This is a genomic window from Fluviispira multicolorata (assembly GCF_009208585.1).
Lineage (GTDB): Bacteria > Bdellovibrionota_B > Oligoflexia > Silvanigrellales > Silvanigrellaceae > Silvanigrella > Silvanigrella multicolorata.
This window is the reverse complement of record NZ_WFLN01000007.1, coordinates 147,638-159,544: the sequence shown is the minus strand read 5'-3', so window position 1 is coordinate 159,544 and position 11,907 is coordinate 147,638. Positions and strand designations below refer to the sequence as shown.

At 32.3% G+C, this 11,907-nt stretch carries 9 protein-coding genes and 2 tRNA genes; 7 read left to right on the top strand and 4 right to left on the bottom strand.

The features are described from left to right. Positions 1 to 68 precede the first annotated feature (68 nt). The 3 genes from GCL57_RS09725 (at position 69) to GCL57_RS09715 (ending at position 725) form a co-directional block, all read left to right on the top strand. Positions 69 to 143, top strand: a tRNA-Pro gene (locus tag GCL57_RS09725). A 62-nt stretch (positions 144 to 205) separates the two neighbouring features. After that, positions 206 to 280, top strand: a tRNA-Pro gene (locus GCL57_RS09720). A gap of 109 nt (positions 281 to 389) precedes the next feature. Further along, positions 390 to 725 (top strand): TM2 domain-containing protein, encoded by a 336-nt coding sequence (locus GCL57_RS09715; protein WP_152213151.1) that lies wholly within the window; start codon positions 390 to 392, stop codon positions 723 to 725. A 6-nt stretch (positions 726 to 731) separates the two neighbouring features. Here GCL57_RS09715 and GCL57_RS09710 read toward each other — a convergent pair whose 3' ends face one another. After that, the gene (locus tag GCL57_RS09710; protein WP_152213150.1) at positions 732 to 1,838 is read right to left on the bottom strand and encodes a S1/P1 nuclease; all 1,107 of its coding nucleotides are present in this window, start codon (positions 1,836 to 1,838) and stop codon (positions 732 to 734) included. Positions 1,839 to 1,869: 31 nt separating this feature from the next. On the opposite strand from GCL57_RS09710, the gene GCL57_RS09705 reads away from it, so the two are divergent. Then, on the top strand, positions 1,870 to 2,553 hold the full coding sequence (locus GCL57_RS09705; RefSeq protein WP_152213149.1) for a peptidylprolyl isomerase: 684 nt from the start codon (positions 1,870 to 1,872) through the stop codon (positions 2,551 to 2,553). Here the strand turns inward: GCL57_RS09705 and GCL57_RS09700 are convergent. Genes GCL57_RS09700 through hutH form a run of 3 tightly spaced genes read right to left on the bottom strand, consistent with a single transcriptional unit; the run spans position 2,519 to position 5,791 of the window. Further along, positions 2,519 to 3,157: a YigZ family protein gene (locus GCL57_RS09700; protein ID WP_161597690.1), complete on the bottom strand. Its 639-nt coding sequence runs from the start codon at positions 3,155 to 3,157 to the stop codon at positions 2,519 to 2,521. The genes GCL57_RS09705 and GCL57_RS09700 overlap by 35 nt on opposite strands. Before the next feature lies 1 nt (position 3,158). Continuing rightward, complete coding sequence (locus tag GCL57_RS09695; RefSeq protein ID WP_152213147.1) at positions 3,159 to 4,229, bottom strand: SAM-dependent methyltransferase; 1,071 nt, start codon at positions 4,227 to 4,229, stop codon at positions 3,159 to 3,161. Next, on the bottom strand, positions 4,226 to 5,791 hold the full coding sequence (hutH, locus tag GCL57_RS09690) for a histidine ammonia-lyase (protein ID WP_152213146.1): 1,566 nt from the start codon (positions 5,789 to 5,791) through the stop codon (positions 4,226 to 4,228). The genes GCL57_RS09695 and hutH overlap by 4 nt, the downstream gene beginning before the upstream one ends. A gap of 85 nt (positions 5,792 to 5,876) precedes the next feature. On the opposite strand from hutH, the gene GCL57_RS09685 reads away from it, so the two are divergent. The 3 genes from GCL57_RS09685 to GCL57_RS09675 all read left to right on the top strand — a co-directional run bounded on the left by GCL57_RS09685 (position 5,877) and on the right by GCL57_RS09675 (position 11,870). Then, positions 5,877 to 7,796, top strand: a complete 1,920-nt coding sequence (locus tag GCL57_RS09685; protein WP_152213145.1) for a hypothetical protein — start codon at positions 5,877 to 5,879, stop codon at positions 7,794 to 7,796. Positions 7,797 to 7,805: 9 nt separating this feature from the next. After that, positions 7,806 to 10,538, top strand: coding sequence for an alkaline phosphatase family protein (locus GCL57_RS09680; RefSeq protein ID WP_152213144.1), 2,733 nt, complete (start codon positions 7,806 to 7,808; stop codon positions 10,536 to 10,538). Between the two features lie 87 nt (positions 10,539 to 10,625). Continuing rightward, positions 10,626 to 11,870 (top strand): hypothetical protein, encoded by a 1,245-nt coding sequence (locus GCL57_RS09675; RefSeq protein ID WP_152213143.1) that lies wholly within the window; start codon positions 10,626 to 10,628, stop codon positions 11,868 to 11,870. Positions 11,871 to 11,907 lie beyond the last annotated feature (37 nt).

Here is an 11,907-nt window from a genome sequence, read left to right as displayed (position 1 = left end):
AAAAATCAAAAAAACAGATTCAAAGCTTGCACTTATTTTTTTTATGTGGCAAGTATCCCTTCATCAGTCGGGGGTTAGCGCAGTGGTAGCGCATCTGTCTTGGGAGCAGAGGGTCGCGAGTTCGAATCCCGCATCCCCGACCATTCTTTAAAGTAAATCAAACTTGTCTTTTTTCTTAATATATGGCAAGTATAAATTCTCCAGTCGGGGGTTAGCGCAGTGGTAGCGCATCTGTTTTGGGAGCAGAGGGTCGCGAGTTCGAATCCCGCATCCCCGACCATTCTTCAAATTAAATCATTACTTAAAAATAAAAAAGAGTGGAATTAAAAAATTCTAAATTTTATAGTAAATTTATTTTTCATAAGAAGACCAATATTGGAGTTTTTGGAATGGATATCTATGGTAAACAAGCAAACGAAAAATTTTGCAAAGATTGCGGAAAAAATATTAATATAAATGCTGAAATTTGTCCTTTCTGCGGTTGTCGACAAATGGGAATTCTTGGCATTACAAGTGGAAAATCAAAAGTGATTGCCGCAATCTTCGCATTATTTTTAGGAGGCCTTGGAATCCATAAATTTTATTTGGGGAAAAAAGGGCAAGGAGTCTTGTATATTTTATTCTGCTGGACATTTATTCCAGCTTTTATAGCACTTATAGAAGGTGTTTTATATTTAATAATGTCTGACGAAAAATTTAATGCAAAATATAATAATAAAGAATAAAAATTTTTATTTAATATCAATCGTTTTTATAGAATCATCGTTCATAATATCTTCAACAATTTTATTGTAAGCATTATTTATTACTTTATCTGAAAAAATAGCATCTAATATTTCTGTTAAACGCATTCCAGACTTTAATATCTGAAGCTGCATAAGCTTTATTCTATTCGCTTTATAAAGATTCCATCCATTTGTAAAACTTGCTTTTAATACATTTTTACTCCCATTATCAAATTTCAGATCTGTATAAGCATACTTTATAGCAATTTTATGAGAGTCAATAACCCATGATTCTATACTTTGAGGATCTAATAAATTATTTTCTTTCTTTGCAAGCAATACCAGTTCATTATCTCCAAGTATTTTATTTGCATATGATTTATTTAAATTTCTTTCATCCTCACTAAATAATCCAATTTTTGAATCTTCTTTACTATAGGGAAATTGCAAATACATTGAAAGCGAAGAGTCCCACATTGAATGTAAATTATTTACTTGATTTAAACTTCCATCAAGATTTTTAATTTCAACCTTTTCATCAAATTTAATTTTATTTCCGCCTTCATCAGAAAAGTTCTCATTAACTAATGAAACATTATGTAGTGGCTGACCAATGTCGCCAATAATATGAACGACAAGCCTTAATGCAATCGCTTTATTAACCTCACTTTCTGTAGAAGTATTTAAGGTTTTAATTGCACTTTTCAAACAAGAAACAGAATTATATGGTTCCTTTGATAGTTCATCATTTAAAAGTCCTTTTAATTCAGCTTCGCTCTTTTCCTTATTAATATCACTTTTATTAAGTTTAATATCTACATAATGACACTGAGAAAGTGATTTATTAACATTTTGATAAAAATACGCCTTAATACTATCCGCCCAAGAAGCCGCCGTGTCTAAAGAACTTGTATTTTGCGATAAGACCTCACTCCCCGGATAGGAAATTTTAACTTTTAATAAATTATTAATCTTAACTAATGAATCATTATTAACTTTTTTTTCTGCAATCTCACCAATGAGCTGATGAGATTGATCCCAAAATGCGAATACTTGTGTGTGCATTGCAAAGCATGTTACTAATATTCCGAATGATTTGATATGTCTTTTCATTATCACCTCCTTATAAGGATCATTAAAAAAAATGAAATACAAATTAAAAATTTTGCTCTTATGCTTAAGTCTACCAATATGGCTCAACTCGTTATCAGTATTTTCACAAGTTGAAAAAACTCAGGGAATCAAATCAGAAAAGAAAAAGAAAAAATTAATTGCTCAAAAAAACCAAACACCTCCTAAACCGACAGTTCCAAAAGGAAATGTTGAGGTTGTTATTGTCACGAGTATGGGAGAAATAAAACTCGATCTATTTAAACAGAAAGATCCGATCACTGTAAATAATTTCTTAAACTATGTCAAAAGTAGCTATTATAATAATACAATATTTCATCGGGTTATTGATGGATTTATAATTCAAGGAGGGGCTTATGACGTTAACTTTACAGAAAAGGAAAATAAACTAGCTCCCATAAAAAATATGTCTTCTCTTGGTTTAAAAAATACAACAGGCACAATAGCAATGGCAAGGAAGCCTAATTCAGCCGATTCTGCAACTTCACAATTTTTCATTAACTTAGCAAACAATAACACTTTAGACTGCAAAGATAATCAAGACGGATATACTGTTTTTGGAAAGGTCATATCTGGAATGGAAGTCGTCCAAAAAATTGCTAAAATAAAAATTGGACAAAGAGAAGGTATGTACAATGTTCCTTTTTATCCAAAAGAAGCCCTTATTCAGACGGTTTCGATAAAAGAATCTCAATAAATTTATCTTCGCTACGCTCAATTAAAACAAGACCATTGCATAAATCATTTATTTCTTGAAAAAAAGTGTTTTCATTTTTAACATATACTTTAACTTGAATATCTTGAAGAAACTCTGGTTTTTCAAAACAAATAAGATTTGAATTTAAATGATTTTCTACTCTTTTCCAATTAGTATATTCTAAGGCTAAAATATATGATTTATGCAGAGTATATTCAACTGTACCAGCTTTTTTAAGTACATCATTCACAGCAGCACTATAGGCTCGTACAAGACCACCCGTACCAAGTTTAATACCACCAAAAAAACGGGTGACCACAACAGCTACATTATAAACTTCATTCTTTTTTAAATATTCGAGCATAGGCCTGCCAGCAGTCCCAGAAGGTTCACCATCGTCACTGGATCGCATTGTTCCTGATTTTAAAATAAATGCAGTGCAATTGTGAGTTGCGTCGAAATATTTTTTTCTTATCAAAGCAAAGAACTCAAAAACATCTTCTTCAGTATTGACTTTAACAATTGATGAAATAAAACGAGATTTTTCAATTACAATTTCTGCAACAGCATTGCGATATATTGTCTTAAAACAAGTGGAACTCATTTTATTTCTTTTTAAAGAAAAGAGTGACTTCTTGTTTATTATTATACAAATGGCGTGCATATAAAAATTGACAATTTTGAAGAGCGAATTCTTTAAGTGTCAGTTCATAATCTTTTTCAAATTCATTTGCAGAATGTATTTTTAAAGTATGTATAATAATGCCACCTTTCCTAAGAAGAGAGGTCTTCTCGCTACAAATTTTTGCTGATAGAAATGCAGGTCCGTTTAAATCACACATAAGGGCATCGAAAGTCATTCTGACTTTGAATTCACGTGCATCGATTTTATAAAAATGAACCAGTGGATTTTCAACTATATCTTCGTCCATATCAGCTTTATCGACTGCCCAAACTTCACATTTTTTTTCAATCAATTCGTGAGTGATTCCCCCAGGAGCAGCCCCCAATTCAAGCCATTTCTTTGCATTATCTGTTTTGATTCCACTTAATTGTAAAGACTCAGTGGCTTCAACAAATTTTGCAGCGGCACGGCTGGCAATACTTTCATTAGAAACACCAACGTAACGACGCCCACCTGCAAAAAAAGAGCCCGCTTCACTTGGTGTGCTCAACCCTGCCCACGTGCATTTATCAGAAATTGCGACTATAAGAGTTTGATTATAAATAGGTTGTAAAACTGGTTTTTTAGTCCACTCTGTTAATAATTTTGTTGGAGATTTTTCTTTTAATTTTGCACTAAATACTTGCAAAATTCGCCCGCGTAAATTGGATGCTAATTTTTGCTGTTTGCGATCTAACGAAAAGACAACGACGTTACCAAAGTTTTTATCTTTAAATTTTGCGAGCAATCCTTGAGCGCATTTTTCGATATATCCTTTTTCTTCACACTTTGTAGGCCACATATATTGAACAGGTAACCAATAACGTGAAAAAATAGATTCTGATAAGTATCCCCTTGTGGGAGTTGAACTAAATTGAACAGAATAAAAATTATGTCCTAAAGATTTAATGGTTTGTTTTTCGGAACGATTCAAACGATCCTGCCATGCAGGGAAAAATTCTTTCGCAACATGCGCAAGCCAGAGGACAGAATCATTTTTATTAAGAGTCATTGCAAAGTATATCCTGAAAGCGATTGATTAACAAAATGGACAAGTTCACCACGGAGAAGTTTGCTCGCAACAGCCTCTATTTCTTCGGAAAGAGATCGATCTGCATTCTTAACGGCAGGAACTAAATTTCGAGTCCACTCTACGCCCGCACGCGCTCCTGCGCCAGGCTCTAAAGGTAAATGGAACTCTACCCCTTCTACACCAGCAAGCAATTCTAAAGAAAGAATAAAAGATACATTTTTCAAAATAAGTCGCATTTTATTTGCAGAAGTCATACCCATGCTGACGTGATCTTCTTTTTCAGCCGAAGTCGCAATGGAGTCAACGCTTGCGGGTGTCGATAAAACTTTGTTTTCATTCACAAGAGCTGCTGCAACCACGTGTGGAATCATAAAGCCAGAACATAAACCTGAATTTAAAGTTAAAAAAGGTGGCAAACCACTCATATGTGCATTGACAAGTTTCTCAAGCCTTCTTTCAGAAATATTTCCAATTTCAGACATTGCCAAAGCAAAATAATCAAGCACTAAAGCAACGGGCTCTCCATGAAAATTCCCTCCGCTTAATATTTCATTTGTTTCTGGAAAGACTAAAGGATTATCGGTGCTTGAGTGTGCTTCAAGCAAGAGAGTGTCAAGCACATGCGTAAATGCATTGCGTGCTGCTCCATGTACTTGTGGCACACAACGAAATGAATACGCATCTTGAACTTTATCACAGTTCATATGACTTAAACGTATTCCATCATCTACTAGAATTTTTGATATATTTGTTGAAACGATTTTCTGCCCATTATAAGGTCTTACATTCTGAATTTCAGGCCTGAATGCAGTCAATGTCCCCTTAACGGCATCTAAACTTATTGCTGCTGTGATATCAGCTGTTTTTAATAAATTTAACGCATCGTAACAACATAAAAGTCCAATTGCAGTCATTACTTGTGTACCATTAATAAGGCACAATCCTTCTTTTGCTTTTGGCTTTAATGGCTCAACTTTTAAGTGATCTAATACTTCGCGAGTAGAAACAAGATTTCCTTTAAAATAAACTTTACCTTCACCAATTAAATTTAAAGCAATGTGTGCAAGTGGAGCAAGGTCTCCGCTTGCGCCAACTGAACCTCTCGAAGGAACATAAGGCGTTATTCCGAGATTTAAAAAACTTTGCATTATATAAACAGTTTCTTTTCTTGCGCCTGAATTTCCTTTTAAAATATTCATAATTCTTAAAACGAGAGTCGCGCGAACAATATCTTCCGCTAAAGGTTCGCCAACTCCACAGGCATGCGAGCGTATAAGATTGATTTGTAATTCATCTAACTTATCCGAAGGTATTTTGACATTTGCTAATGCACCAAAACCTGTGTTGATTCCATAATACGTTCCACCTGATTCAAGCCTCTCTTCTACACAGTTTCGAGCTGCTTCAACTCTTTTTAGAGAATCCTCAAATAAATCGATTTTAACATCGTTTCTGGAAATTTTTATAAGATTCTCTAAAGTCAGATTGTCACTGCCAAGAACTATTTTCTTTTGTGATATGTTATCATTTAAAAAAGACATATATTGTATCCTATAAATAATTTAACCGATTGGAGATTTTCAAGGATTTGAATCCTACTCTAATTCGGTTGGGAGCGCAAAGACAATGTTTCGTGCTCGAAGTCCAATGATAAAAAGAACAGATAAAATGACGTCATTTATAACTGTACTTTGGCGTTATATTATTTACTCAAGTCTTTTTTGGTCATTAATCTCACTTTTTTTTCTTATTGTTTTATATGATTCTACATATGGCGAGAAATCTTATCTTTCTTTTTTTTCTTCATTCAATTTAACAATTCAATTTATCGGTATTATTTTAATAATAATAATATTTTCTGGGATTTTAGGCGGCACTTTATCTCTTCCTGCAATTTTCTTAAAGATTCTCATGAAAGTGCAAGAGGATAAAAAACTACGCAAGGGGCAAAGACCCGTTATTTTTACCTTCGCTGCAACCTATTTACCAATTTTATTTTGTGTTTATATCCACTTTATGGCATTGCTCATAAGCACAAGTGCCGCTCCACAGATGATGAGAAAATGGTTTGATAAAAACTCATATATCTATGAATTGCAAGAGAGTTTTTATAATAAACTCTATGAAATTAAAAAAACAGAGATTTATAATAAGTGGAATATTATAGGTAAGAATTCAGAACAAAATTCTAAATTTATTTTTCTTGTACCTGATTATCTTCTGACGCATAATAATTCTTTTAGGGAATCAAAATTACTTTTAAAAAATGAAAACAATTGGTTTCTGTATTCTCCAACTAAAGCATCAATAAGTGCCACAATTTTGGGAGATATTTATTTAACAGATGAAAGACTTTTTACTCCAGCACCTTTACAGAGTTTTCAAAATATTAATCGAAGCAAAAGTGAGTTAAAAGAAGAAACTAATAAATATTTTATAGGAATAAATGGCAAAAGCAGTTTTACTTTCTCTCAAATATTTAATAAAAATAGAATAAGCAATAACATCAATCCCAGTTGGATGAATATATATTTAAACCGAATCGCTCTTTCTCAGCCTCAACTAATGTTTTTCTTTAGAATTGGTTTGGGTGGATTTTTCTTTTCTACCTGGAAATGGGAAAACATAATAGATTCAAACAGCTATTTACTTGAAAATTATGCCGATAAAATCTTAAGTAAGAATGAAAAATTAAGTACATTTATAATATTTTTACCTGAAATGGAACATATTAAAGAAAATAGCTTTATCAACACCATCGAATGGCCTGAATATATTTCAAAAAAAGAATTTGACTATAACACAGATAAAATTGACTATTATTTATCTTTTGTTATTAAAGGCCTTCAAGATGCAAACCAAAAAGAGATAATTATTATGCCATATAATAAAAAAAATAATTCATTAAACCAAGCAAAAGGATACTCACACTCATTTTCACAAGAAGTCTTATTAACACCAGAAATTATTTATCAAAAATTAATCAAAAAAAGCCCAAATACAAATTGTAATTCAATGTTCTTTAATTTTGAACTCACTTCACATAATCAAGGTATTCAAAATAAATTTTATTTTCTTATGGATACTATTGATTCAAAAAAAGATAATTTCCCAGTAATAAAAAAAGATTTTTATTTAAGTATAAAGGAAGCTGTAAAATATGGAGTACTCTGCCAAAACGAAAGTGGGTTATCTTATATAGTTTTACGGAGAGAAGGAATTTTTAATAAAGGCAATTATATAAATAAATTTTCTTATAAAAATATTCACAATCAAATTTTTATAAATGTAGATAATAAACTTAAAAAATATGAATCTGAAAAACTTCTGGCAGCAAGAAGTTACAAAAATTTTGAAAAGATGAATCCTATCACAGATGGAAATTTAAATGATTTTTATAAACAATTTGATGTCTTTCAAATTATAATTGGTACCCCTATAGGGTTTAAAACCCTCAGTGAATTAGACAAAGAACAGTTTATAAAAAAATATGGAAGTGAAGTCAAAAGTAAATTTTATAGTTATATTCAATATTCAATTAAATAGGTTAATGTTATGGCTCTAAAAACATCAAGACTATCTAAATTATCACTATATATTATAGTCTCATCAATTACTGTTTTTACATTTTTAATTTGTTTTCTAATTATTTCATTCTTTTTTCCAGTTCAAACAATATCAAATAATTTTAGCACAGCTCGCTCCTCCCGCTTTATAGCTCCTTGGCCAATTTCAGCATTAGAGCAAGAAAACCTTGAACGCCGTCGTCTCAAACGTTATGCAAAGTCAGAACAGTTGCGTAGAATGGAAAAGCAACTGCAAAGAATGGAGATTTTAAATACTCCTATTTATGATCTCTTTTTAGATTCAAATGCTGAGATATCAAATACACGCTTTATGACTTCCCTTGAAGACACTTCTTTTTTATGGCCAATGCTCCCAGCAAAAAAATTATTTTACAACTCACTCAATCCAAACGTTTTTAGAAAATCATCACAAGTTGTTTTTCCTTACAGCCATTGGAGTCGCTTGATTGAAGGCATTATACTCTTAGGTGGAGAAGAAATAAAAGCAACAATTCCTGTTGTGCGAGGTCGAAGATCATTTAATTTTACTCTCTTTTTATTAACTCCTGGTAGTATTAGAATAAATCTTGGGCAATATATTTGGGCAAAGACATTTACAGAAGATGATGTACAGAAAAGAGTTAAATTCTCTATTCCCATTAATGACTCAACCGCAACAAATATAAAAATCATAAGCATATCTTCTAGCTTTTATATTTTAGATGCAAGTGTAAATCACACTGAGCACAATGCTCGTTCACCTATTCGTGTTTCTAGCCAAAGTAAAATTTGGAATGTAAATAAAACCATACTTATAGCAAATCAAAAAAAGACCGTAAAATTAGCAAATGAAGATGAAACAATATTAGAAGATGATGAAGAGGTAGATAAGTTTGTGGATGAACAAAAACCAGAAGATTTAAAACCTGAAGAATTACCTCCAACCCCTATTCAACTAAATCAACCAACAAAAAAATCTGTTACAATTATAGATCCGTTAACTCAAATTACAAATCCACAAATTATGACCGATGAGCCTTATAGCACTGCTTTTGGTTATAATATTGTAATTATTCAAACACCAAAAATATCTGAATCACTACTAAAAAACAGAAAAAAACTTGCAAAAATATCCCCAACATTAAATTCTTTATTAGAACAATCAGCCGTTTTTTCAAAAAGCATCTCGATATCTGAAAATTCAAGTGAAAACTTCAGACGATTCATTTTCTCAGATTCAAAATATTTAAGCTCAGATAATATCCCAATAACAAGAGAAGAAGTTGATGATGAAAAAGAAAAAAATACATATTTAGAATTGCGAAAATATGGATACGATGTCGTTGGAATTGCAAATCCTGAAACATATTTTTTTAATAAACAAATTTCTGAATCAGCTGGTTTTTCAAATTTTTATGGACGTTGGCTTGAAAAAAGCGAATGGGCTTTTTCAAGAAAAAACATGCAAATTGATGACAGAAATTTACCAGTTCAAGGCTTAGATGCAATATTTAAAACAAAATCAAAAGATATATCACCTTCCATCTCTCAAAAGGATTTCCAAGTAATTTCTTCATATTTATCTGGCGTATCTCAAAATATTGATGCAGTTCCAAACTGGGGACCAAATGAATATATTTTAATAAATAACCAAACTCTTTATATTCCAAGAACAGTAGAGGCTTTTCAGAATTGGACACAAGAAAATCAACAGTCCAGATTTTTAGCACATATTCTACTCGACACAGATCCCACACTTATTCGTCCTACACTCAAAGATCTCGGTAAATCAATTTCAACCCTAGGCTTTTCTTCTATTGTCAATCCTTTTCAGATTGATGACATAGCAAGAGTATCTTATATTGATCGCGCACTTGGACAAATCATGGACACCATTAAAGCAAGAAAAATTGAAAATCGCACAATTGTTTTTATTTTACAACCTTTAGAAAAAGTAGATTCAAAAAAGGGAAGTATTGCCACTGGAATATTGAAAATTCCAGGATTAATTCCTAAGAAAAATTTAACATTTGAAAATTTAAATATCAATGATATTACAGCTACTCTTTTGACTAACGTTGGAATACCAGTAGGAAAAAACATCGCAAATAAGCAATCAAAAATTGATGGTTATATGCTAGAAAATATAAAGAAAAAAGACTATGAAGAAAATATAAAAACATCTCTTGAACCAATAAATATAAATAAATTCTTTAAATACACTTTGCTCATTAAGCCTGATGCGCATAATTGTGCTTCATTTTTATGGAATCCAAAAAAGGAACAGATATTTGGGGTACAAACTAATTATCCTGTGAATCAAATTATTTTAGAAAAATCGATAGAGTTCTTTCCCTGCTCCATTAAAAATAAATTTATAACTTTTACCTGGTATCAAAAAAATGAGGGTGCAAATGCATTTTACTCAAATATTGATGAATTTTTAGGTGGAAGTTTTTCATATCGTAAAAATATCACTTCACTTCCTTACTTTTATTTTGGAAACTACTTAACCTCTTCAGAAAGTATTCCCTTTTATTTTGATTCAGTAACTAAACAAAATCTTGAAAAAATTTTTATAGTTGATGAAAAAAATTTAAAGAAAAGTCAAAAAGCAATCAAAGATAATTTTTATGCTATCGATATCTTCGAAGGAAAAAACTTAGACAATCCAACTTTAACAAATCGAACCAAAATAGGCTTTTTTGTGACTCCGCTTTGAATCTTGCCTAGGAAAATTTTTCATTTCTAAAATTAATTTTAAATGCCGACACCTTATGAAAGTGATTCATTTATTTGAGGTGAAGGGATGAAGTTAAGTTTTCTGAAAAAATATCTGCTTTTATACATTTCTTCATTATCTTCTATGTATTGTTTTGCAGAAACTTTACCAGTGGATTGGCACAGTATGCGCGCCATGGGGATGGGAGAATCTTTTACGGCCTTCTCCAATGATGAAACAGCTATTTATGCAAATCCTGCAGGTTTAAGCTCTACAAGAAACCCAGCTTCAAAAAAAGCTATAAGCGATATTAAATTTCCTGATTTTGAAATAGGTGCCAATGAATTGATGCTCAATAATATGAAAGCAAATCCATTGGAATGGGGGACTGATCTCATAAATGCAGCAAAAAACACACCAGGAAAACAATCCTATTTAGAACTACAGAGTTTTCCAGAAATAATATTTGGAGGAAAATTTGCCCCAACATTTATGATTGGATTTCCAATACGAAGCGAGAATAAGGTAGCTTTTTTAGACACGGCAAATCCGAATAACGCTTATACCATTTCCACCACAACGGCCACTGCTGCCATTGCAATTTCTAACGCAACCCAACGCGGAGGCTTTCGCTATGGGCTTTCCATACGTCCCAATTATCGCACGGATTATCAAAACAGCACAATGGATACCACCCATGTTACTTCAACAAATGATCTCACAAGCGAAATTACGAAAAATGGGATCCAAACCACATCCGTCGGAATCGATGCTGGTTTGATGTTCACAGCTGCAGATTATTGGTTCCCCACTCTAGGAATTGCTGTTAGAAATATTCCAACAGGATGCATCAATACTTATAAAAATCCAGTGACACAAAATACAGAAAATATTTGCGGGGCAATTCGACAGGGAGGTACAGATACTTCACCAAACACTTCAAAAATTGATCCGACAGAACTTAGGATAGGACTGTCCTTAACTCCAAGGGGAAAAGTTGCAAAATCTAAAGTGAATTTAAGACTCTCAGTCGATGTTTATCCCATTCCAGTTTCATTTGGTGGCAACAATTATGGAGTTAAGGATGTCGATTTAAATAGACTTTTACATGCAGGTGCCGAGCTTTACTTTGGAAAAGTCCTTATTCAACAAGGATTTTCAATCAGAGGAGGCTACATGGAAGGCGGGGCAACATGGGGCATATCAATTAACGCTGCATTTTTATCGATCGATTATTCATCTTATGTTATTAACGACTCATTGCCAGTGAATAGCACAACACAAACGTTTGTTGAACGCAGACACTTGCTAGGACTCTCCTGTCACTGGTAACATTCATTCCATGTAATACAAATTTATTTGATTGAGT

Excerpts from the sequence above, each read along its gene's own strand:
- GCL57_RS09715 (WP_152213151.1), top strand. The coding sequence starts at position 390 with ATGGATATCTATGGTAAACAAGCAAACGAAAAATTTTGCAAAGATTGC.
- GCL57_RS09675 (WP_152213143.1), top strand. The coding sequence starts at position 10,626 with ATGAAGTTAAGTTTTCTGAAAAAATATCTGCTTTTATACATTTCTTCA.
- GCL57_RS09695 (WP_152213147.1), bottom strand. The coding sequence starts at position 4,229 with ATGACTCTTAATAAAAATGATTCTGTCCTCTGGCTTGCGCATGTTGCG.
- GCL57_RS09705 (WP_152213149.1), top strand. The coding sequence starts at position 1,870 with ATGAAATACAAATTAAAAATTTTGCTCTTATGCTTAAGTCTACCAATA.
- GCL57_RS09685 (WP_152213145.1), top strand. The coding sequence starts at position 5,877 with ATGTTTCGTGCTCGAAGTCCAATGATAAAAAGAACAGATAAAATGACG.
- hutH (WP_152213146.1), bottom strand. The coding sequence starts at position 5,791 with ATGTCTTTTTTAAATGATAACATATCACAAAAGAAAATAGTTCTTGGC.
- GCL57_RS09680 (WP_152213144.1), top strand. The coding sequence starts at position 7,806 with ATGGCTCTAAAAACATCAAGACTATCTAAATTATCACTATATATTATA.
- GCL57_RS09710 (WP_152213150.1), bottom strand. The coding sequence starts at position 1,838 with ATGAAAAGACATATCAAATCATTCGGAATATTAGTAACATGCTTTGCA.
- GCL57_RS09700 (WP_161597690.1), bottom strand. The coding sequence starts at position 3,157 with ATGAGTTCCACTTGTTTTAAGACAATATATCGCAATGCTGTTGCAGAA.